The 20,992-nt window shown below is 71.1% G+C and carries 19 protein-coding genes; 7 read left to right on the top strand and 12 right to left on the bottom strand.

The features are described from left to right. Positions 1 to 27 precede the first annotated feature (27 nt). On the bottom strand, positions 28 to 216 hold the full coding sequence (locus ACIPSA_RS21925) for a DUF5703 family protein (RefSeq protein WP_053654750.1): 189 nt from the start codon (positions 214 to 216) through the stop codon (positions 28 to 30). A 47-nt stretch (positions 217 to 263) separates the two neighbouring features. Here ACIPSA_RS21925 and ACIPSA_RS21920 point away from each other — a divergent pair, with 47 nt between their 5' ends. Then, positions 264 to 977, top strand: a complete 714-nt coding sequence (locus tag ACIPSA_RS21920; RefSeq protein WP_402637483.1) for a hypothetical protein — start codon at positions 264 to 266, stop codon at positions 975 to 977. Between the two features lie 115 nt (positions 978 to 1,092). Here ACIPSA_RS21920 and ACIPSA_RS21915 read toward each other — a convergent pair whose 3' ends face one another. Continuing rightward, positions 1,093 to 3,261 (bottom strand): helix-hairpin-helix domain-containing protein, encoded by a 2,169-nt coding sequence (locus ACIPSA_RS21915; protein ID WP_402637481.1) that lies wholly within the window; start codon positions 3,259 to 3,261, stop codon positions 1,093 to 1,095. Continuing rightward, positions 3,258 to 4,241, bottom strand: a complete 984-nt coding sequence (locus ACIPSA_RS21910) for an aldo/keto reductase (RefSeq protein WP_402637479.1) — start codon at positions 4,239 to 4,241, stop codon at positions 3,258 to 3,260. The genes ACIPSA_RS21915 and ACIPSA_RS21910 overlap by 4 nt, the downstream gene beginning before the upstream one ends. Positions 4,242 to 4,404: 163 nt before the next feature. On the opposite strand from ACIPSA_RS21910, the gene ACIPSA_RS21905 reads away from it, so the two are divergent. Both ACIPSA_RS21905 and ACIPSA_RS21900 read left to right on the top strand, forming a co-directional pair. Then, positions 4,405 to 5,460, top strand: a complete 1,056-nt coding sequence (locus ACIPSA_RS21905; RefSeq protein WP_402637477.1) for an LLM class F420-dependent oxidoreductase — start codon at positions 4,405 to 4,407, stop codon at positions 5,458 to 5,460. A gap of 261 nt (positions 5,461 to 5,721) precedes the next feature. Continuing rightward, entirely contained in the window at positions 5,722 to 6,510 is a 789-nt protein-coding gene (locus ACIPSA_RS21900; protein WP_402637475.1) for a ferritin-like domain-containing protein, read from the top strand. A gap of 7 nt (positions 6,511 to 6,517) precedes the next feature. On the opposite strand, the gene corA is transcribed toward ACIPSA_RS21900, so the two are convergent. Beyond that, complete coding sequence (gene corA / locus ACIPSA_RS21895; RefSeq protein ID WP_402637473.1) at positions 6,518 to 7,516, bottom strand: magnesium/cobalt transporter CorA; 999 nt, start codon at positions 7,514 to 7,516, stop codon at positions 6,518 to 6,520. Between the two features lie 62 nt (positions 7,517 to 7,578). Here corA and ACIPSA_RS21890 point away from each other — a divergent pair, with 62 nt between their 5' ends. The 4 genes from ACIPSA_RS21890 (at position 7,579) to mshC (ending at position 11,058) form a co-directional block, all read left to right on the top strand. Continuing rightward, positions 7,579 to 8,265, top strand: coding sequence for a histidine phosphatase family protein (locus tag ACIPSA_RS21890; RefSeq protein ID WP_402637471.1), 687 nt, complete (start codon positions 7,579 to 7,581; stop codon positions 8,263 to 8,265). Between the two features lie 87 nt (positions 8,266 to 8,352). Then, positions 8,353 to 8,943, top strand: coding sequence for a DUF3090 domain-containing protein (locus ACIPSA_RS21885; RefSeq protein WP_402637469.1), 591 nt, complete (start codon positions 8,353 to 8,355; stop codon positions 8,941 to 8,943). Further along, positions 8,907 to 9,725 (top strand): SCO1664 family protein, encoded by an 819-nt coding sequence (locus ACIPSA_RS21880; protein ID WP_402637468.1) that lies wholly within the window; start codon positions 8,907 to 8,909, stop codon positions 9,723 to 9,725. Before ACIPSA_RS21885 ends, ACIPSA_RS21880 begins: the two co-directional genes overlap by 37 nt. A 103-nt stretch (positions 9,726 to 9,828) precedes the next feature. Next, a complete protein-coding gene (gene mshC, locus ACIPSA_RS21875; protein ID WP_402637466.1) occupies positions 9,829 to 11,058 on the top strand; it encodes a cysteine--1-D-myo-inosityl 2-amino-2-deoxy-alpha-D-glucopyranoside ligase in 1,230 nt (409 codons plus the stop codon). Positions 11,059 to 11,143: 85 nt separating this feature from the next. Here mshC and ACIPSA_RS21870 read toward each other — a convergent pair whose 3' ends face one another. The 8 genes from ACIPSA_RS21870 to ACIPSA_RS21835 all read right to left on the bottom strand — a co-directional run bounded on the left by ACIPSA_RS21870 (position 11,144) and on the right by ACIPSA_RS21835 (position 20,900). Next, positions 11,144 to 11,638 (bottom strand): hypothetical protein, encoded by a 495-nt coding sequence (locus ACIPSA_RS21870; RefSeq protein ID WP_402637464.1) that lies wholly within the window; start codon positions 11,636 to 11,638, stop codon positions 11,144 to 11,146. Positions 11,639 to 11,683: 45 nt separating this feature from the next. After that, positions 11,684 to 13,396 carry a S8 family peptidase gene (locus ACIPSA_RS21865; protein ID WP_402637462.1) on the bottom strand — a complete coding sequence of 571 codons (1,713 nt, stop codon included), beginning with the start codon at positions 13,394 to 13,396 and terminating at the stop codon, positions 11,684 to 11,686. A 267-nt stretch (positions 13,397 to 13,663) separates the two neighbouring features. Then, positions 13,664 to 14,665, bottom strand: coding sequence for a PAC2 family protein (locus ACIPSA_RS21860; RefSeq protein WP_402637460.1), 1,002 nt, complete (start codon positions 14,663 to 14,665; stop codon positions 13,664 to 13,666). A gap of 165 nt (positions 14,666 to 14,830) precedes the next feature. Beyond that, entirely contained in the window at positions 14,831 to 15,502 is a 672-nt protein-coding gene (locus tag ACIPSA_RS21855; RefSeq protein WP_402637458.1) for a FadR/GntR family transcriptional regulator, read from the bottom strand. Between the two features lie 179 nt (positions 15,503 to 15,681). Beyond that, on the bottom strand, positions 15,682 to 17,298 hold the full coding sequence (locus ACIPSA_RS21850; protein WP_402637456.1) for an FAD-dependent oxidoreductase: 1,617 nt from the start codon (positions 17,296 to 17,298) through the stop codon (positions 15,682 to 15,684). A gap of 47 nt (positions 17,299 to 17,345) precedes the next feature. Further along, complete coding sequence (gene glpK / locus ACIPSA_RS21845; protein ID WP_402637454.1) at positions 17,346 to 18,884, bottom strand: glycerol kinase GlpK; 1,539 nt, start codon at positions 18,882 to 18,884, stop codon at positions 17,346 to 17,348. A 91-nt stretch (positions 18,885 to 18,975) separates the two neighbouring features. Then, complete coding sequence (locus tag ACIPSA_RS21840) at positions 18,976 to 19,770, bottom strand: MIP/aquaporin family protein (protein WP_402637452.1); 795 nt, start codon at positions 19,768 to 19,770, stop codon at positions 18,976 to 18,978. A gap of 365 nt (positions 19,771 to 20,135) precedes the next feature. Continuing rightward, positions 20,136 to 20,900 (bottom strand): IclR family transcriptional regulator, encoded by a 765-nt coding sequence (locus tag ACIPSA_RS21835; protein ID WP_402637450.1) that lies wholly within the window; start codon positions 20,898 to 20,900, stop codon positions 20,136 to 20,138. Positions 20,901 to 20,992 lie beyond the last annotated feature (92 nt).

Below are 20,992 nucleotides of genomic sequence, written 5' to 3'. Positions count from 1 at the left end.
GGGCCCGCTCCGATCATGTTCCCTGTGTCACCATGTGGCGCGCACCTGGCGGATGATCCGCCGGCGCAACCGCACCCTGCGGCTGCCGTCGCGCATCAGGCTCAGTCGGTCCAACTCCCAGTGTCCGTACTCGGCATGGTCCGTCAGCAGACGCGTCGCCTCCCTGCGGGAGACCCCGCGCGGTACGTACACGTCGACAAATTCGTATTCCGGCATCGCATCTATTGTGCGGGCTGGGGCCCCGTACGGATAGCGTCTGCACTATGTCTGATGCTGCGCAGCCCACCGCTGCCGAGGTACGCGCCGCCGCGGAGGCGGTCAAGACCGCGCTCGACCGTCACCTGGCTGCGGTCGAACGCAGGTCGGGGGAGGACGACCCGGCCGTCTACGAGGCGTTCAACCAGCTGGCCGCGGCCGCCGAGGTGTACGACGAGCTGCTCTACGACCGCTACGACGAGGTCACGCCCTTCGAGATCCCCGGTACGGAAGAAGCGCTGCCGCCGTACGCGGGCCCCGAGGAACCGAGCGCGATCAGCGTGCTGATCCGCCGCGACTACGCCGTGTCGGAGCCGCAGCGACTGCTCGCGCAGGCCCAGCGGGTCGAGGCGGCGGAGTACGAGGACGGCGCGGGCACGGAGTCCTCCGGCACGGTGCACGGGGCGCTCGGGGTTCTGTTCGGCGAGTTCGAGCCGGACGAGATCGCCTCCCGGCACAAGGAGTTCGGGCTGGAGGAGGGCGACTCCACGCTGTGGGTGACCGCCGCGGACGACCCGGCCGACCCCGGCGAGTGGCTGGAGGCGCCGTTCGAGCAGATCGATCCGGAGCGGGTGGTCTGCCGGTTCGACGTCAGCGCGGTCTTCGACGACGAGATCGACGACGAGATCGAAGACGGAATCGAAGACGAGGCCGAGGACGACGATCTGGAGGACGAACTCGACCTGGACGGCGACGAGGACCTGGAGCCGCTGGACCGCTGAGCCGGATCACCGACTCGTATGACCGAGTCGGATCGCCGATCCGGGAAGGTGATCCGGAGCGGTGGCGGAGCCGTACGGGCGTGAGACCCGTGCGGCACCGCCTGACGTGACGTGCTCAGCCGGACGCTGGAACCTGGGCCCTCAGCAGTGCCGGCAGGCGCGTCGTGCGCGGCTTGGCCGCACTCTCCGCGACCGCCCTCGGCAGTGCCTGCTCGACGCCGTGGACCACGGACAGATGGCGGCCCGCCCGGCTGAACGCCGTGTACACCCAGGGCCGGCTGAGGGCCTGCGCGGCGTCGCCGGGCAGCACCACGACCACCGCCGGCCACCGGCCGCCCGCGGCCTGGTGCGCGGTGAGCGCCCACCCGTGCCGCACGGACTGCTCCACCCGCTCCCTCGGTACGACGACGGGGGCGCCCGAGCACGTCAGGTGCAACCCGTCGGCATCGGCCTTCACCACCTGGCCCGGGAGCGTACGCCCCGGCGCGGGGGCGTAGGCGATCCGGTCACCCGGGTCGAAGCCGCCGAAGCGGCCGGGGCCCGGGTTGAGCCGCTGCTTGAGCGCCGCGTTGAGCGCGCGGGTGCCCGCCGCCCCGCCGTGCCCCGGGGTGATCACCACCGTTTCCTCGGCCGGGACACCGATGGCCCGCGGTACGGAGTCCGCGACCAGTTGCACGGTCCGGTGCACGGCCTCGCCCGCGTCCCGCACCGGCACGATGACGATCTCCTTGCCGGGCGCCTCGACCTGGTTGAGCTCGCCGACACCGATGCCGGAGACCAGTTCGCCGAGCGGGCCGGGGTCGGGCACCCGCGAGGCGACCTGCGGGCACACCCGTGCCGACAGCAGGTCCGCGAACACCCGGCCGGGCCCGGCCGACCAGAGGACGGCGGGGTCCCCGGCCAGCACCAGCCGGGCGCCGTCCGGCAGCGACTCGACGAGCAGGGCCGCCGTCTCGACGTCCAACTGGGGCGCGTCGAGCACGATCAGCAGGTCGAGGTCGAGCGCACCGTCCGAGTCCCGCCCGGGGCCCTCGGCGCCGGACAGCATCCCCGCCACGGTGGCGGACCCGCGGCCCGGCCGACCGGACGGGCCGTCCGGCACGTCGAGTCCGGTCAGCAGAGCCGTGAAGTCGTCCCGGCCGCTGTCCGTGTGCGCCACGGCCCAGGCGCGCAGCCCCGGACCAGGTGCCTCGTGCAGCAGGCGCGCCGGGTCGGCCAGGGACGCGTGCCCACCGGTGTGCAGCACCAGCCCGTTCGCCGCGACCGCCCGGATCAGCTCGGCGGCGGAGCCCCGGGCACCGGCGGCCGCCCGCTCCCAGGCTTCGGCAGGACCGTCCTCCTTCGGCACGGAGTTGATCAGGCGGGCCAGACCGTCGGCGAGGCTCTCCTCCGCGAGCGCGTACCGCTCCAGGCCGACCAGGACGCGGACCGGACGCTCCTCGCCGTCCTCCTCCTCGTCCTCCCGGCGCTCCTGCCGGGCCGGCGCTCCCGGCTCGTCCAGGGCGTCCTGGAAGACCAGGGCCTCGCCCTCCGCGACGCTGCTCTGTACGGCCTCGCCGGGATCAGGCACGCTCTGCCGGGCCAGCGCGGCGGTGAGCGCGGGCAGCTCCAGGGCGGTGTGCCCGGCCAGGGCCGCCTGTTCCAGCAGCCAGCCGGTCACCGCCCGGCCGCGCCGCTCGTCGTCGGGGCCGCACTCCGCGCCGAGCAGCGCCCGCGCGAACCCGTCGGCCTGGTCCGGCCGTACACCGGCGACCCGCAGCAGCTGCCAGGGGTCCTCCCGCAGTCGGGCGTCCGCGGCCTCGCCGAGAGCCGCCGCGATCTGGGGCGCGAGGGTCTCGGGCGCACCGGCCGCGGTCAGCACACGGCGTACGGCGTCGACGGCTTCCGGGGCGGGGGCGGCGGGCGCGGCGGCCCGGTCGGCGGCCGGTGCGGTGGGCTGCGGCCGGTGCACGGGTTCCGGCGCCGGTCTGCGCGGGGCGGGGGCCGGTTCGCCGAAGACCGTGGCCGCGGGCTTCTCGCCGCTCTCCACCGCCCGTACGGCCGCGAGCAGGTCGGCAGCCTGGCCGCTGAGCTTGGTGCCGCTCTCGATCGGCCCCTGCTTCTCGGCCTTGCGCCGCTCGATCCGCTCCCGTTCGACCTTCTGGGCCGCCAGTTCGGCCTTTGCCTCGGACACTTCGGGTGCGGCTTTCGCGCCCTCGGTGCCGGAGTCCGTGGTCTCCGCGGCGTCCGTGACGTCCGGGGGCCCCGGCTCGGCTTCCTCCGTGGTCTCCGGCTCCGTGCTCACAGCGTGCTCCAGTCGTGATCGGGATAGCGGTGCAGGGGCGCCGACACGTCGTCGAGCGCCCGGCAGATCTCGTCAGGAAGACTAAGGGCCTCCACTGACAATGCCGCCGTGAGCTGCTGTGCGTTGCGTGCGCCGACGATCGGGGCGGCTACACCGGGCCGGTCGCGGACCCAGGCGAGGGCCACCTGGAGCGGCGTCACCGCCAGTCCGTCGGCCGCCGTCGTCACCGCGTCCACGATGCGGGTCGCCGTGTCGTCGAGATACGGCGCCACGAACGGCGCCAGATGCTCCGAGGCCCCGCGTGAGTCCGGGGGAGTGGCACGGCGGTACTTGCCGGTCAGGACGCCGCGGCCGAGCGGGGAGGACGGCAGCAGGCCGACGCCCAGGTCGAGCGCGGCGGGCAGCACCTCGCGTTCCACTCCGCGCTGGAGCAGGGAGTACTCCAACTGCGTGCTCGCCAGCCGGGTGCGCGTGCCCGGGGCCGCGAGCTGCCAGGTCGCCGCCTTGGCGAGCTGCCAGCCGCAGAAGTTGGAGACACCGGCATAGCGGGCGCGGCCGCTGCTCACCGCGAGGTCGAGGGCCTGGAGGGTCTCCTCCAGCGGGGTGTCCGGGTCGAAGGCGTGCACATGCCAGAGGTCGACGTGGTCCGTGCCGAGGCGGGCGAGCGAGGCGTCCAGCGCGGCGAGCAGATGACCGCGCGAGCCGTCGAAGCGGCGGTCCGGGTCCGGTACGCTCCCCGCCTTCGTCGAGATGATCAGATCACGGCGTGGCACGAGCCTTTCCATGAGCCGCCCGAGCAGGTACTCGGCCTCGCCGTCGCCGTACACGTCCGCGGTGTCGACGAGGGTCCCGCCCGCCGCCCAGAACGCCTTCAGCATGTCCGCGGCGTCGTGCTCCTCGGTGTCCCGGCCCCAGGTGAGGGTGCCGAGTCCGATGCGGGACACGCGCAGGCCGGTACGGCCGAGATGCCTCTGCTCCATGTCCGCCGAGATTACTGGCCAGAACACTGCCGTGGGTTGCCTGTGGATAACCGATTTCCCGCTCGTGGTTCCAGTGCGGGCGCGCCGGTCAGCCCCATGGTCCGGCCTCTCGCGCTAGGGTCGCCCCCACAGGGACGTTACTCACGGGTAAGGGGATTCGGTCATGCAGCTCGGGATCAACCTCGGCTATTGGGGCGCCGGGATGGACGCGGACAATCTGGCCGTCGCGCAGGAGGCCGACCGGCTCGGCTACGCCGTCTGCTGGGCCGCCGAGGCGTACGGCTCCGACGCGGCCACTGTGCTCAGCTGGGTCGCCGCGCAGACCGAGCGCATCGACGTCGGCTCGGCGATCTTCCAGATCCCGGCCCGCCAGCCCGCGATGACCGCGATGACCGCCGCGACCCTCGACTCGCTCTCCGGTGGCCGTTTCCGGCTCGGGCTCGGCGTGTCCGGACCGCAGGTGTCCGAGGGCTGGTACGGCGTCAAGTTCGACAAGCCGCTGGCACGCACGCGCGAGTACGTCGAGATCGTGCGGAAGGCCATGACGCGCGAGCGGCTGTCGTACGAGGGCGAGCACTGGACGCTGCCGCTGCCTGGCGGGCCGGGCAAGGCGATCAAGCTGACCGTCCACCCGCAGCGTGAGCACATCCCGCTCTACATCGCCGCCATCGGGCCGAAGAACCTCGAGCAGACCGGTGAGATCGCCGACGGCGCCCTGCTCATCTTCCCCTCGGCCGACCACCTCGAGGACACCACGGTCAAGTACCTGAGGGCCGGACGGGAGAAGGCCGGCAAGACGCTCGACGGGTTCGACATCTGCCCGACCGTGCCGCTCGCCGTCGGCGACGACAAGGACGTGGCCCGGCTCGCCGACACCTTCCGGCCCTACACCGCCCTGTACGTCGGCGGCATGGGCAGCAGCAAGCAGAACTTCTACAACCAGCTCGCCCAGCGCATGGGGTACGAGCGGGAGGCCGCCGAGATCCAGGAGAAGTACCTCTCCGGCGACAAGCAGGGCGCCGCGGCCGCGATTCCGCAGGACCTCATCGACCGCACCACGCTCCTCGGCTCCGTGGACCGCATCGCCGACCGGATGAAGGCCTACGCCGCAGCCGGGGTCACCACCCTGAGCCTCGCTCCCGCGGGCTTCACGCTCGACGAGCGGCTCGCCTCCCTGCGCGCCGGCAGCGAGGCCCTGGAGCGGGCCGGACTGGCGTAACACGGACACTCGGCGAGGGTTCTTCAGCGGCCGTGGTGGGGGCTCGGGGGTCTTCCCCGCCACGGCCGTCACGGGGAACAACGCGCCCGCGCCCGCGCGGTTACGCCGCCGGCACGACCCCGGCACTCCTTCGTTCGGCGCACTTCTCCGACGTACCTGTTGCAGCGCCCGCGGCGCCGCATTTGACTCGGTCTCTGCGGAAACCTGCGGAATCCTGAGGAATCCTGGGGAATCTTCGCGTCCTGCAGAGAGGTGCCCACGATGCTTTCGGCCAAGAGTCTGTTCCAGGAGATCCTCGACAACGACGAGTCCTTCCGGCTCTTCTGTTCCATCGCGGCCAGCGGGGAGTCCCAGGGCGGCTGGGAGAACGCGCGTATCGCAGCGCTCGTGCCGGAGAGCGAACACGACCTCGCCCCCAAGATCACCCGCCACGGCGCCGACGAGGACAAGCACGGCCGGATCTTCGACTCCCTCATGAAGAAGCGCGGACTGCGGCCCGTCCCCGTCCCGCCCGACACCGACTACACCGTGCTCCTCGAACGACACGGCATCGGCCTCGCCCACGACAAGCTCAAGGCCGACAGGCCGCTGACCGTGCAGGACATCGTCACCTACCTCGCCCACAGCAGGGTCACCGAGCAGCGGGCCTCCGAGCAGATGGAACTGCTGGGCAGGTACTTCGGCGACCACCCCGACATCGGCCGCGCCGTACGGATGATCTCCCAGGACGAGGACAACCACCTCGCCTACTGCCACGAGGAACTGCTCCGCCTCGCCCACGCCGGCCACGGCCGCGCCATCCAGCGGACCCTGCGCGAGTGCGCGCTCGCCGAGATCCGGATCTACCGGGACGTCAGCCTCGCCGTCATGGTCCACATGGGGCGCATCCTCGGCTGGTCGAAGCCCAGGTCCACGGTGCTGGCCGCCGGCATCCACGCCGTGTACGCGTGGGAGCGGCTCGCCGGCTGGCGGCGGATGGTGTCCCTGAGGATGCCCGAGCAGCGCAATGCGCTCGGCGGGCCCGCGACCACCGCCCCCGGGTTCGTCTGAAGCCCTCTCACAGCCAGCCGCGCCGCTTGAACAGGCGGTACAGCCCCACCTCCAGTACGACCACCGCCACGATCACCGCCGGATACGACCACAGCCAGTGCAGCTCCGGCATGTGGTCGAAGTTCATCCCGTAGATCCCCGCGATCATCGTGGGGATCGCGGCCATCGCCGCCCACGCCGAGATCTTCCGCATGTCGTCGTTCTGCCGGACGCTCATCTGTGCCAGATGCGCCGACAGAATGTCCGACACCAACCGGTCCAGGCCCTCCACGGACTCGTTCACGCGCGTGAGGTGGTCGTTTGCGTCCCGGAAGAACGGGCGCGACTTCTCGTGCACGAACGGCACGGCCCCGCCGGCGGCTCCCAGGCCCGCGAGCCTGCTCAGGGGCGCCGCCAGCGGCACCGTCGCCCGGCGGAACTCCAGGACCTGCCGCTTGAAGGTGTAGATCCGCGACGCCGTGTGCCGTGTGCCGCCGAAGGACGGCGAGAACACCTCGGCCTCCAGCTCCTCCAGGTCGGTGCCCAGTTCCGTGGCCACCTCCAGGTAGTGGTCGACCACCGCGTCGGTGATCGAGTACAGCACCCCGGTCGGACCGTGCCGCAGCATCTCCGGCTGCTGCTCCAGATCACGCCGGATGCCGCCGAGCGGTGAGCACTCGCCGTGGCGCACGGTCACCACGAAGGAGTCGCCGATGAAGAGCATGACCTCGCCGGAGGTCACCCGGTCGCTCCTCGGCTCGTACGTCACCGGCTTCAGCACCACGAACATCGAGTCGTCGTACACCTCCAGCTTGGGCCGCTGGTGTGCCTTCAGGGCGTCCTCCACGGCCAGCGGGTGCAGCCCGAACTCCTCGGTGACCAGGTCGAACTCCTTCTCCGTCGGCTCGTACAGGCCGATCCAGAGGAAGCTGTCACCCCGCGCACGTGCCTGAGCCAGGGCATCGGAGAAGTCCTCGGGACCCTCCGTGCGGTGCCCGTCGCGGTAGATGGCACAGTCGACGATCACGCAGCGTATTCTCCCCTCGCCCCCAGGCCTGCGCATTCCGGTCTGCGCCTACCCTGGGCCGCATGCCCACGCTGATCCTCGTAAGGCACGGACGTTCCACCGCCAACACCGCGGGAGTGCTCGCCGGCTGGACGCCGGGAGTCGCCCTCGACGAGCGCGGCGCCGCACAGGCCGCCGCGCTGCCCGCACGGCTCGACGCCCTGCCGATCTCGGAAGTCGTCACCAGCCCGCTGCAGCGCTGCCAGGAGACGATCCGGCCCCTTCTCGACGCCAGGCCCGGACTGCGCGCGCACACCGACGAGCGGATCGGGGAGTGCCACTACGGCGACTGGTCCGGCCGCAAGCTCGCCGAGCTCAAGGACGAGCCGCTGATGGAGGTGGTGCAGGCACACCCGTCCGCGGCCGCGTTCCCCGGCGGGGAGTCCATGCGGGCGATGCAGACCCGCGCCGCCGAGGCGGTACGCGAGTGGAACGCGCGCGTGGAGCGCGATCACGGTGCCGACGCCGTGTACCTCATGTGCTCGCACGGCGACATCATCAAGTCCCTCGTCGCGGACGCGCTCGGCCTCCATCTCGACCTCTTCCAGCGGATCTCCGTCGAACCGTGTTCCGTCACCGCGATCCGCTACACCCGGCTGAGGCCTTTTCTCGTTCGTCTCGGCGACACCGGGGATTTCGCCTCGCTTGCCCCGCGCGAGGAACCCCCGGGAGAAGACGCACCGGTCGGGGGTGGTGCGGGCGCACCGTGATCGTCGGCCGCAGTAGGGTGAAGCGGTCCACTCATTCGCGTTCCCACATGGACCTTCACGCACTCTCGATTCCAATGGAGACAGGACGTGTCCCGTCAGGTGTTCCTCTACGATCCGCCGGACCGCTTCGTGGCCGGCACGGTCGGACTGCCCGGGCGCCGTACGTTCTTCCTCCAGGCCACCGCCGGCTCCCGGGTGACCAGCGTGGCCCTGGAGAAGACCCAGGTCGCCGCACTCGCCGAGCGCATGGACGAGCTGCTCGACGAGGTCGTACGCCGTAGTGGCGGCAACGCCGCCGTTCCCGCCATGGCTCCCACGGAGATCGCCGACACGGCTCCGCTGGACACCCCCATCGAGGAGGAGTTCCGCGTCGGCACCATGGCCCTCGCCTGGGACGGCGAGGAACAGCGCATGATCGTCGAGGCCCAGGCGCTCGTCGAGCTGGACGCCGACACCGACGAAGACCTCGCGGAGGCCGAGGAGCGGCTGCTCCAGGACGAGGAGAACGGACCCCCGATGCTGCGGGTCCGGCTCACCGGCACGCAGGCCAGGGCCTTCGCCAAGCGCGCCCTCGACGTCGTCAACGCCGGACGGCCGCCGTGCCCGCTGTGCAGCCTCCCACTCGATCCGGAAGGACACGTATGCCCGCGTCAGAACGGATACCGCCGCGGAGCCTGACCGCCGCCGAACTGCTCGCCCAAGGCGAGCTGAAGGTGCGCGGCCGCATCCGCGAGGCGTCCAACGCGGCGCTGTTCTGCACGGTCGTGTACGACGGGCAGGAGGCGTCCTGCGTGTACAAGCCCGTCGCCGGGGAGCGTCCGCTGTGGGACTTCCCCGACGGCACCCTGGCCGAGCGCGAGGTGGCCGCCTACGAGGTCTCCGAGGCCACCGGCTGGGGGCTCGTGCCGCCCACCGTGCTGCGCGACGGGCCGTACGGCGAGGGGATGTGCCAGCTGTGGATCGACGTGGCACCCGAGACCGAGCTCCTCGCCCTCGTCGACGACGAGGAGCCGGGGCCGGGCTGGAAGGCGATCGGCTTCGCCGAGGTCGGTGAAGGCAGGACCGCGCTGCTGGTGCACACCGACGACGAGCGGCTGCGGCGGCTCGCCGTCCTCGACGCGGTGATCAACAACGCCGACCGCAAGGGCGGCCACCTGCTGCCCACCACCGACGGGCAGCTCTACGGCATCGACCACGGCGTCACCTTCAACGCCGAGAACAAGCTGCGCACCCTGCTGTGGGGCTGGGCGGGGGAGCCGCTCACCCCGGAGGCGGTCGACGTCCTCAAGGGACTCAACGACGCCCTGGGCGACGGCGGCGCGCTCGGCGTGCGCCTGGCCGGGCTGATCACCGGCTCGGAGCTGGACGCCACGCGCGCGCGTGTCGAGGCGTTGCTCACGTCCGGGAAGCACCCCGAGCCGAGCGGGGACTGGCCGGCGATCCCCTGGCCCCCCGTGTAGCCGCGGAAAAGCACACCGGTAGCCAAACCGCAAGATCGCCTTTCCGGTCATCCGGCCTGGTCCGGTTCGTATACCGAACTTCTGGCCGGTTAGGCTCATGTACATGCATGCCTGGCCCGCTTCCGAGGTCCCCGCCCTGCCTGGTCAGGGCCGCGACCTGAGGATCCACGACACCGCGACCGGTGGTCCGGTCACCCTTGACCCCGGTCCCGTCGCCCGTATCTACGTCTGCGGCATCACCCCGTACGACGCGACCCACATGGGTCATGCGGCGACCTACAACGCGTTCGACCTGGTTCAGCGCGTGTGGCTCGACACCAAGCGGCAGGTCCACTACGTCCAGAACGTCACCGACATCGACGATCCGCTGCTCGAGCGCGCGGAACGCGACGGCGTCGACTGGGTCGCCCTGGCCGAGAAGGAGACGGTGCTCTTCCGCGAGGACATGACCGCCCTGCGGATGCTCCCGCCGAAGCACTACATAGGGGCCGTCGAGGCGATACCCGGCATCGTTCCGCTCGTGGAGCGACTGCGCGACGCGGGCGCCGCCTACGAACTCGAAGGCGACATCTACTTCTCCGTCGAGTCCGACCCGGACTTCGGCAAGGTCTCGAACCTCGACGCCGCGGCCATGCGACTGCTGTCCGCCGAACGCGGCGGTGACCCGGACCGTCCGGGCAAGAAGAACCCGCTCGACCCGATGCTGTGGATGGCCGCCCGCGAGGGCGAGCCCAGCTGGGACGGCGGTTCGCTCGGCCGGGGCCGCCCCGGCTGGCACATCGAGTGCGTCGCCATCGCCCTGGACCACCTCGGCATGGGCTTCGACGTCCAGGGCGGCGGCTCCGACCTGGCCTTCCCGCACCACGAGATGGGCGCCTCGCACGCCCAGGTGCTGACCGGCGAGTTCCCCATGGCCAAGGCGTACGTCCACGCCGGCATGGTCGCCCTGCACGGCGAGAAGATGTCCAAGTCCAAGGGCAACCTCGTCTTCGTCTCCCAGCTGCGCCGCGACGGCGTCGACCCCGCCGCCATCCGGCTCGCCCTCCTCGCCCACCACTACCGCGCCGACTGGGAGTGGACCGACCAGGTGCTGGCGGACGCGGTGGCCCGGCTCGGCCGCTGGCGGGCCGCCGTCTCCCGGCCCGACGGCCCGCCCGCCGACGCCCTCGTCGAGGAGATCCGCGAGGCCCTCGCCGACGACCTGGACGCCCCGGCCGCGCTGGCCGCCGTGGACCGGTGGGTGGCGCTCCAGGACGAGCGGGGCGGCACCGACACCGGCGCTCCCGGCGTCGTGTCGCGCGCCGTGGACGCCCTGCTGGGCGTTGCTCTCTGAGCGGCCCTCTCTGAACAGCCGGAAGGGGCGCTTCCTCCGCGGAGGAAGCGCCCCTTCGTCTACTCGCAGGTCAGCCGCTCACCGGTCAGAGCTTCTGCACCCGCACACTGCGCAGGATCGCCGGTGACGCGCTGTCCCAGACGCCGATCACCTGGTGGCCGAAGGCGAACGCCTCCTGGATCTCGTCGTGGGCCTGCTGGGTCGGGTTGTTGAGGACCCGGAAGCCGTCCGGGAAGCGCAGGAAGATCTGCTGCGGCTGACCGGGCAGCGGCTGCACGATGTCGATGAAGCCGTTGGCGACGCCGGCCTGCAGTACCTGTGCCGAGACCTGCTGGATCGCGGCCTGCGTGACCTGCTGGAGCTGCTGCTGCACCAGCTGCTCGCCCTGACCCTGCTGCTGTCCGAGCTGCTGCGCCAGCTGCTGGTACGGCTGCTGCTGCCCGAGCTGCTGGAGCTGCTCCAGCGAGCCGCCCATGCCGTACGTGCCCATGCCGTACGTGCCCATGGGGTACGGCTGCTGTTGGGGCGAGGTGGTCGGGAACTGCTGTCCCAGGTGGCTCATCTGCGGGGTGGTGCTCATGAGGTGTCACCTTCCCTTGATGGAGACTTGTTCGGTGATGTCCCGTCAGCCCGTGACGACCAGGCCGACGATCTCGTCGTCCGCGAACCACACGCGGACGTCGGGCCGTCCCCCCGCGAAGGCGGTATGCACCGCCTGGCGGATCTCGGGGGACGGACGATTCAGGTTCCGCCAGGAGCCGGCCACGAACAGCCGTAGCCTGGGCGGGAGTTCACGGGGGTACGGCAGCAGCTCGTCCCAGTACCGCTCCGCGCGGCCCGAGCCGACCGCCTGCGGCAGCAGATGGGTGACCGCCGCCTTGACGTCGGGCCGGCTGCCGATCCGCTGGGAGGCGGGCCGGCCCGGTGCGTCCTGCTGCGGGGAGCCCGTGGCCCGCAGCACCTCACGGGCGCGCTCCGGGGACATCGGGGGCTGGGCGGCTGCCTTGAGCATGCCCTGCAGCGCGGCCAGCGCGCCCGCCACCACCGGAGCGGCGGAGGACGTCCCGGAGAACGTGTCCGTGTACCAGGCGATCTCCTCCGGCCCGCCCTGGAGGTCGCCGGGCCGGTCCCAGAAACCGCCGGTGGTGGTGACCTCGCGTCCCCAGCCCTGGGCGTCCACACGGGCGCCGTAGTTCGAGAACGCCAGCCGCGACCGGTCCGGGCCGTGGTCACGGCCGTGCGTGCCGGGCGGCGGGGCGCCCGCGCCGACCAGGACCGCGCCGGAGGACGGGTTGCCCGGGTCGAAGGGGTTGCGCCACCAGGACGGGAAACCGTCGGGGCGGCGCTCGTACACCGCGTCGTCCAGGGACTCGCCCCCGTTCCCGGCGGCCGCCACGACGAGGACGCCCCGGGAAGCGGCGTACCGTACGGCCGCGTAGTCGTCCGGCCACCATTCGAGGGGGATGTAACCGCGCTGGTCGTCGCGGTCCGCGTACTCGAACCGCGGCCCCGGGCGCTGGAGTTCGACCAGCACGAGGTCACCGGGGCCGAGCCGGTCGGCCGCCGCGTGGATCGCCCCCGCGGTGCCGGCTCCCTGCAAGGACGCGGCCGCGGTCACCGCGTCTGGCACGATCCCGGTGATGCCGTACTCGGTGCGGTCGCCGCCGAGCACCCCGATCACGGCGGTGCCGTGGTTGCGCCAGGCGAGGTCGGAAAGGGGTGTCCCGACGACAACCCCCGCCAGCTTCGCGGCCAGGTCCTCGTGACCGAGCTGCCACGCCCCCTCGACGTCGACCACCGTCACACCCTGCCCGGACCCTCCGGGCCGCTGCCAGGCCCAGTGGGCGTCGACCCCCTCCGGCGCCGGGCGCAGATACCCCTGACGGCCGCTGAAGTCCGGAGTGACCGGGGCGCCCTCCTTCCGCCGCCGCTCGTCGTCCGCGACCGTGGCCGGCACCGCGCCCGGCTTGACGTACGCCGTGTCGATCCCCGGCAGCGCGGCCATCCGCGCGCGCAGCTCCTGCGCCCGGCTCTCCCCGCCGCGCACCCGGTAGAACAGCGTGAGGTCGGGTATGCCCTCGGCGCCGGACTGCCGCACCCGCTCCTCGCTGCCGAACAGCGGCTCCAGGGCGAGCTGTTCGTCGCCGAGGAACATCGCGAGGGCCGACAGATCGGCGCCCGCAGCCGAGCGGACCCCGTCGGCCCGCGCACGCAGCCGGGCCTCGGGACGCGCGACGACGATCAGTTCCTGTTCGGCTCCGCGATAAGTGAACCCCGCTCCGTCGGGCCCCGGCCCGGAAGTCCCCGGGCCCTGTGCCGGCACTGTCTGGTCGGTCATCGGTACCGCTCCCTTCGGTCGGTGCGGGCGGCCGCCACGCAGCACAACCAACCACTCCTGGAGCGAGCCGTACAGACCGGTTTCGGCAACTCGGTTTGGTAATAAGTTGAATTGGGTAACGTGTGCAATCCGTCCTGAAACAGATGTCACGCCGTCATCCGGCCGCTTCCCGTCGAGACCGCCGTCGGGCATCGCGGGCCGACGTACTCCATGACCGCCGTCGGGACATGACGAAGGGGCGGTACGCCGCTCGCGTACCGCCCCCGCTCAGTCCTCCGAGGTGTCCTCGTCGTCGTTCTCGGTGGCTCCGGGGTTCCCCGTGCTGCCAGGCTTCGGCGGCTTCGGGGGCCGGGTCCGGCCGCTCGGGTTGTCCCGCAGATACGACGTCCCGTCCCCGCCGTCCGCCGTCGCGTGCCCGCCGGGCGGGCTGACGTCCCTGCGCCGCAGGTAGCGTTCGAACTCGCGGGCGATCGCCTCGCCCGACGCCTCCGGCAGCTCGGCGGTGTCCCGGGCCTCCTCCAGCGTCTGCACGTACTCGGCGACCTCGCTGTCCTCGGCGGCCAGCTGGTCCACGCCCACCTGCCAGGCCCGCGCGTCCTCGGGCAGCTCGCCCAGCGGAATGCGCAGGTCGAGCAGGTCCTCCAGCCGGTTGAGCAGCGCCAGCGTCGCCTTCGGGTTCGGCGGCTGCGACACATAGTGCGGTACAGCGGCCCACAGCGACACCGCCGGGACACCCGCGTGCGTGCACGCCTCCTGGAGGACGCCCACGATGCCCGTCGGGCCCTCGTACTTGGTCTCCTCCAGGTCCATCCGCTGGGCCAGGTCCGGGTCGGAGGTGACACCGCTGACCGGCACCGGACGGGTGTGCGGGGTGTCACCGAGCAGGGCGCCCAGCACGACGACCAACTCGACGCCCAGCTCGTGTGCGAAGCCGAGGAGCTCGTTGCAGAACGAGCGCCAGCGCATGGACGGTTCGATGCCCCGGACCAGCACCAGGTCGCGCGGCTTCTCGCCGCCGACCCGGACCACCGACAGCCTTGTCGTCGGCCAGGTGATCTTGCGGACACCGGCGTCCATCCACACCGTGGGGCGGTTCACCTGGAAGTCGTAGTAGTCCTCGGCGTCAAGGGCCGCGAACACCTCGCCCTTCCACTCCCGCTCCAGGTGTGCGACCGCGGTGGAGGCGGCGTCGCCGGCATCGTTCCAGCCCTCGAACGCGGCCACCATGACTGGGTCGATCAGCTCGGGAACTCCCTCCAGCTCGATCACCCAGCGCCTCCTTCCGACGTGCCCTCGCGTACGTCCCAACCTTACGGCGTCCGGCGGGGACGGCCGCAGCCCCCTTGCACGGGGGAGTGAACGGATCACTGCCCCGTTCGCCACCCTCGAACACCCCTCGGTGAAAGCCGGCCCCACCGCTTCGCCACAGGGACTTCACAGAGAGCTGCGCAGCCACTGCTCCACGCTCGCGATGTGCACGGTCGCCCACGAGCGCGCCGCCTCCGCGTCCCGGTCCCGCAGCGCGGCCAGGATCGCCCCGTGCTCGCGCAGCGTGCGCCCGACCGCGTCCTCCTGCGTCAGCCCACGCCAGATCCGCGCCCGCGTGGTCGGCCCGGACAGACCGTCGAGCAGGGAGCACAGGACCGAGTTGCCGGAGCTCTGCACGATCCCCCGGTGGAACTCCAGGTCGCAGGCGACCAGCTCCTCCACCGAGGGCGCCGCGCCCAGCGCGTCCAACTGAGCGGAGAGCACGTCCAGTTGCTGCTCGCTGATCCGGGTGGCCGCCATCGCCGTGGCGGCCGGCTCCAGGATGCGGCGCACCGCCAGGAACTCCAGCACCGTGTCGTCGCGGTGGAAGTCGACGACGAAGCTCAGGGCCTCCAGGAGCAACTGCGGGTCCAGGCTGGTGACGTACGTGCCGTCGCCCTGCCGCACGTCCAGGATCCGGATCAGCGACAGGGCGCGCACGGCCTCGCGCAGGGAGTTGCGGGACAGTCCGAGCTCGGCGGCGAGTTCACTCTCCTTGGGCAGCCGGTCACCGGGCCGCAGCGCACCGGAGACGATCATGTCCTTGATCTTCTCGATCGCCTCGTCGGTGACTGCCATGGCATGCCTCCTGTCGCCCAGACATCCGATGTCTCAGCACATTATGGGGGGCACACGCGAAAAGGGAGGGGCGGCTCCATCGGCGTGGAGCCGCCCCTCCCGTGTGTCCGGCCCCGGTGCGGAGGGGGCCGGTCCGACGGTGCCGGCCCGGTCAGGGGAGTGCGGCCGGCACCGAGCGCCTACTTCTTGTCGAGCATGTCCTGGACCTTGGCGCGGACCTCGTCCGTGGCCACGCCGCGGATCGTCAGCGTCGTACGGCGGCGCAGCACGTCGTCCGGCGTCTCGGCCCACTCATGGTCGCGGGCCCAGACGACCTGCGCCCAGATCTCGGGCGCGTCGGGGTGGACGCGCTCCGCCAGCTCGGGGTTCTCGTTGGCGATGCGGGCGATGTCGAAGGCCAGCGAACCGTAGTGCGTGGCCAGGTGCTTCGCGGTGTCGGCGGCCATGCGCGGGCCTGGCGCCGGGTGGTCCACCAGGAGGCGGTGGGCGACCGCGCGCGGGTTGGCGACACCGGGCAGGGGCATCTTCTTCGGCAGCGAGGAGATCGGCTCGAAGTCGTCGCCGAGCGGGTGGCCCGGCAGCGCTTCCAGCTTCTGCATCACCGTGCGGCCGATGTGCCGGAAGGTGGTCCACTTGCCGCCCGCGACGGAGAGCATGCCGCCCTTGCCCTCGGTCACCACGGTCTCGCGCTTTGCCTTGGCGGTGTCGCCGGGGCCGCCCGGCAGCACACGCAGACCCGCGAAGGCGTAGGTGATCAGGTCACGGCCGAGCTGCTGGTCACGGACGGAGAAGGCGGCCTCGTCGAGGATCTGGGATATGTCCTTCTCGTTGACCGCGACGTCCGCCGGGTCACCCTCGTACTCCTCGTCGGTCGTGCCGAGCAGGAGCATGTCCTCCCAGGGGAGGGCGAACGTGATGCGGTACTTGTCGATGGGGGTCGCGAGCGCGGCCTTCCACGGAGACGTCCGCTTCAGGACCAGATGCGCGCCCTTCGACAGACGGATCGACGGTGCCGCATTCGGGTCCTCCATCCTGCGGAGGGTGTCGACCCAGGGGCCGGTCGCGTTCAGCACCAGGCGGGCGTTGGCGCCGAACTCCTCACCGGTGAGCCGGTCCCTGAGGTCGACGCCGGTGACCCGGCCCTTGGTGAAGCGAAGGCCGGTGACCTCCGCGTGGTTGAGGACGACCGCGCCCGCCTCGACCGCCGCGCGGACCGTCATCAGGGCCATGCGCGAGTCGTTCATCTGGTCGTCGCCGTACACGGCCACGGCCTTGAGGTTCTCGGTGCGCAGCTCCGGCACGTCCTGTGCGGCCTTCGCCGGGCTGAGCAGGTGACCCACTCCGTCACCGAACGCGGAGAGCGCGGAGTAGGCGAAGACGCCCGCTCCGAGCTTCGCAGCGCCGTGCGGCCCGCCCTTGTACACGGGGAGGTAGAACGTGAGCGGGTTCGCCAGGTGGGGGGCCACCTGGCGGGAGACCGCACGGCGCTCGAAGTGGTTCTCCGCCACCAGCTTCACCGCGCCGGTCTGCAGGTAGCGCAGACCGCCGTGGAGGAGCTTGGAGGAGGCGGAGGAGGTGGCGCCGGCGAAGTCGCCGGCGTCGACCAGAGCCACCCTGAGGCCGGACTGCGCGGCGTGCCAGGCGGTGGAGATGCCCAGGATGCCGCCGCCGATCACGAGGAGGTCGTACGACGCCTTGGAGAGCTGCTCCCTGGTCTCGGCCCGGCTCGGGTTGGAGCCGGAGGCCGGGTGCGTCCCCAGGGCAGGCACGGACTGCAGGGTGGACTGACTGGTCATGTCGGGTTCTTACTCCTAGTCAGAGTTGGCTGGGCGGTCCGAGCCGCTCAGTCCTCGTCCTCGATCCAGCCCATGGTCCGGTCGACGGCCTTGAGCCAGTTCTTGTACTCACGGTCGCGGGTCTCCGCGTCCATGTGGGGGGTCCATTCGGCGGCCCGGCGCCAGTTGGCGCGCAGTTCGTCGGTGCTGGACCAGAAGCCGACGGCGAGACCGGCGGCGTAGGCGGCGCCGAGGCAGGTGGTCTCGGCGACCATCGGGCGCACCACCGGTGCGTCCAGGACGTCCGAGAGCGTCTGCATCAGCAGGTTGTTGGAGGTCATGCCGCCGTCGACCTTCAGGGCCACCAGCTCGTCACCGGAGTCCTTGACCATGGCGTCGGCGATCTCCCGGGTCTGCCAGGCGGTGGCCTCCAGGACGGCACGGGCGAGGTGCGCCTTGGTGACGTACCGGGTCAGGCCGGCGATCACACCGCGGGCGTCGGAGCGCCAGTGCGGGGCGAACAGGCCGGAGAAGGCCGGCACGAAGTAGGCGCCGCCGTTGTCCTCGACCGAGAGCGCGAGCGTCTCGATCTCGGCCGCGGTGGAGATCAGGCCCATCTGGTCGCGCATCCACTGCACCAGCGAACCGGTGACGGCGATCGAGCCCTCCAGCGCGAACACGGTCGGCTGGTCGCCGATCTTGTAGCCGACCGTGGTCAGCAGACCCGCATAGGAGTTGATGATCTTGTCACCGGTGTTCATCACCATGAAGGTGCCGGTGCCGTAGGTGGACTTGACCTCGCCCTCGGAGAAGCAGCACTGGCCGAACAGGGCCGCCTGCTGGTCGCCGAGCGCGGAGGCGACCGGGATGCCGCCGAGCAGGTCGCCGAGCTTGCCGCCGGTGACCTCGCCGTAGACCTCGGCGGAGGAGCGGATCTCGGGCAGGATCTGGAGCGGGACGCCGATGGACTCGGCGATCTTGTCGTCCCACTGCATGGTGTGCAGGTTCATGAGAAGGGTGCGGGAGGCGTTGGTGACGTCGGTGACGTGCTTGCCGCCGTTGACACCGCCCGTCAGGTTCCAGATGACCCAGGTGTCCATGGTGCCGAAGAGGATGTCGCCGGCCTCGGCGCGCTCCCGCAGGCCCTCGACGTTGTCGAGCAGCCAGCGGGCCTTCGGGCCGGAGAAGTAGGACGCGAGCGGCAGGCCGGTCTCGCGGCGGAAGCGGTCCTGGCCGACGTTGCGGCCGAGTTCCCGGCAGAGCGCGTCGGTGCGGGTGTCCTGCCAGACGAGGGCGTTGTGGACGGGCTCGCCGGTGTTCTTGTCCCACAGCACGGTGGTCTCGCGCTGGTTGGTGATGCCGATGGCCTTGATGTCGTCACGGGTGATGCCGGCCTTCTGAATGGCTCCGGCGACGACTTCCTGGACGTTGGTCCAGATCTCATTGGCGTTGTGCTCGACCCAGCCCGGCTTCGGGAAGATCTGCTCGTGCTCCTTCTGGTCGACGGAGACGATACGGCCGTCGCGGTCGAAGACGATGCAGCGGCTGGAGGTCGTGCCCTGGTCGATGGCCGCGATGAAGGGGCCGGCCGTGTGGGCGTCGGTCACTGTGTGCTCCTGGGAGTTCCGTGGTTACGAGGGCTGTACGTACGGCGCGTGCTGTGAAGCTCGGTGCTCGAAAGGCGAGGCTCGGTGCTCTTTAAGCAAATGCGACGTTGTAGATGCCTGCAGCGATCGCGGCGCCGATCAGGGGACCGACGACGGGGATCCAGGCGTAGCCCCAGTCGGAGCCACCCTTGTTGGGCAGGGGCAGGAGGGCGTGGACGATGCGCGGACCGAGGTCACGGGCCGGGTTGATCGCGTAGCCGGTCGGGCCGCCGAGCGACAGACCGATACCGACGACCACCAGCGAGGTGATCAGGGCGCCGAGGGTGCCGAGGCCGTTGCCCTTGTCGTTCAGACCCTGGGTGAGGACGGCGAGGACGAGGACGACCGTTCCGATGATCTCCGTGGCGAGGTTCTGCACCACGTTGCGGATCTCGGGACCGGTGGAGAAGACGCCCAGGACGGGGCCGGCGCCCTTTTCCTGGGCCTCGACGGTCTTGGCCACCGTGGCCTGCGCGCCCGGACCGCCGACGATCTCCTTGTCGGTGAGGTGCGCGTGGAACTGGCCGTAGTAGGCGACCCAGACCAGCGTCGCGCCGATCATGGCGCCGAGCAGCTGGCCGCCCCAGTAGACGGGGAGGTTGCTGTAGTCGTGGTCCTTGATCGCGAGTGCGAGGGTCACGGCCGGGTTGAGGTGGGCACCGGAGAGCGGTGCCGAGGTGTAGACCGCCGTCAGGACGGCGAAACCCCACCCGAAGGTGATGGCGAGCCAACCGGCGTTACGGGCCTTGGAGGCCTTCAGCGTCACGGCGGCGCAGACGCCACCGCCGAGCAGGATGAGTATGGCGGTACCGATGGTCTCGCCGATGAAGATGTCGGAGCTGGACACCCGCGACTCCTTTGTCCTTCGTCCAGGGAAGCCGAACCCCGGGTCCCTCCGGGGGTTCAGCGCCCTCAGGGGGTGAGAGCGATGTCGGCCCTTGGCGTTGCCACACTCTAGCGCGTATTGCCGGTAGGTGTTCGACAATGCCGACCGATGGACGGGAGTCTTGCTCCGGCGTTACATGTGCGTCAAGAGTTCTGTTATCGAAAACCTGATCGTTATTGATCGCTGCGGGCTATCGATCTTCGAGCGCCAGACGTGTGGATTTTCATACCATTTTCACCCTGTATGTCCATTTCAGGGTATGGCTAGAGCCGGAACGCCGCTCAGCGCTCCGGTCTCCTGTCGTCAGCTCTGTCGTTGTGCGGCGCTCAGAACCGCAGGGCACCCAGATCGCGCGACACCGCGCGGGCGCAGTCCCGTACCGCCGCGATCAGCTCGGGGCGCAGCTCCCCGTCCCGGCACAGGCGCTCCACGGCACCGGTGATACCCACTGCCCCCACGGGCATGCGCCGGCGGTCGTGCACGGGTGCGGCGATGGAGGCCACGCCCTCCCAGGTCTCCTCCACGTCGGCCGCGTATCCCCGCGCGCGCGTGAGGTCGAGGAGGTGCTCGAAGCCCTCCGGATCGCACACCGTGCGATCCGTGAAGGCCTTGCGGTCGGCCTCCAGTGCCTCGCTGTGCGCGACCGGGTCGTACGCCGACAGCACCTTGCCCAGGGCCGTGGAGTGCAGGGGCTGCATGGCCCCGATCTCCAGGACCTGCCTGCTGTCGTCGGGCCGGAAGACGTGGTGGACGATCAGCACGCCCTGTTGGTGCGCCACCCCCAGATGGACGCTCTCCCCGCTGGAGCGGGCCAGATCGTCCGTCCATACCAGGGCGCGGGCCCGTAGCTCGTGCACGTCCAGATAGGTCGTGCCCAGGCGCAGCAGCTCGGCGCCCAGCTGATAGCGCCCGGAGGCGTCGTCCTGCTCGACGAAGCCCTCTTGCTGGAGGGTGCGCAGTATGCCGTGGGCGGTGCCTTTGGCGAGGCCGAGCGACGAGGCGATGTCCGACAGGCCGAGCCGCCGCTCGCCGCCCGCGAGCAGCCGCAGCATCGCGGCCGCCCGTTCGAGCGACTGGATGTTCCGTGCCATCGCCGTACTGCCTCCGTCCCGTCGACTGCCGCCGCTGCGGTGTCGGTTCACCTATCGTTCGGCAATGCCGAACACTACCGGTCCATGTCGAC

It is taken from the genome of Streptomyces sp. NPDC086549, from assembly GCF_044746205.1.
Lineage (GTDB): Bacteria > Actinomycetota > Actinomycetes > Streptomycetales > Streptomycetaceae > Streptomyces.
This window is presented reverse-complemented; position numbering and strand designations above follow the sequence as displayed.

What these genes read in the sequence shown, in the direction of transcription:
- ACIPSA_RS21925 (WP_053654750.1), bottom strand. Translation starts at nt 216, where the DNA reads ATGCCGGAATACGAATTTGTCGACGTGTACGTACCGCGCGGGGTCTCC.
- ACIPSA_RS21920 (WP_402637483.1), top strand. Translation starts at nt 264, where the DNA reads ATGTCTGATGCTGCGCAGCCCACCGCTGCCGAGGTACGCGCCGCCGCG.
- ACIPSA_RS21910 (WP_402637479.1), bottom strand. Translation starts at nt 4,241, where the DNA reads ATGGAGCAGAGGCATCTCGGCCGTACCGGCCTGCGCGTGTCCCGCATC.
- ACIPSA_RS21905 (WP_402637477.1), top strand. Translation starts at nt 4,405, where the DNA reads ATGCAGCTCGGGATCAACCTCGGCTATTGGGGCGCCGGGATGGACGCG.
- ACIPSA_RS21900 (WP_402637475.1), top strand. Translation starts at nt 5,722, where the DNA reads ATGCTTTCGGCCAAGAGTCTGTTCCAGGAGATCCTCGACAACGACGAG.
- ACIPSA_RS21890 (WP_402637471.1), top strand. Translation starts at nt 7,579, where the DNA reads ATGCCCACGCTGATCCTCGTAAGGCACGGACGTTCCACCGCCAACACC.
- ACIPSA_RS21880 (WP_402637468.1), top strand. Translation starts at nt 8,907, where the DNA reads ATGCCCGCGTCAGAACGGATACCGCCGCGGAGCCTGACCGCCGCCGAA.
- mshC (WP_402637466.1), top strand. Translation starts at nt 9,829, where the DNA reads ATGCATGCCTGGCCCGCTTCCGAGGTCCCCGCCCTGCCTGGTCAGGGC.
- ACIPSA_RS21870 (WP_402637464.1), bottom strand. Translation starts at nt 11,638, where the DNA reads ATGAGCACCACCCCGCAGATGAGCCACCTGGGACAGCAGTTCCCGACC.
- ACIPSA_RS21865 (WP_402637462.1), bottom strand. Translation starts at nt 13,396, where the DNA reads ATGACCGACCAGACAGTGCCGGCACAGGGCCCGGGGACTTCCGGGCCG.
- ACIPSA_RS21855 (WP_402637458.1), bottom strand. Translation starts at nt 15,502, where the DNA reads ATGGCAGTCACCGACGAGGCGATCGAGAAGATCAAGGACATGATCGTC.
- ACIPSA_RS21850 (WP_402637456.1), bottom strand. Translation starts at nt 17,298, where the DNA reads ATGACCAGTCAGTCCACCCTGCAGTCCGTGCCTGCCCTGGGGACGCAC.
- ACIPSA_RS21835 (WP_402637450.1), bottom strand. Translation starts at nt 20,900, where the DNA reads ATGGCACGGAACATCCAGTCGCTCGAACGGGCGGCCGCGATGCTGCGG.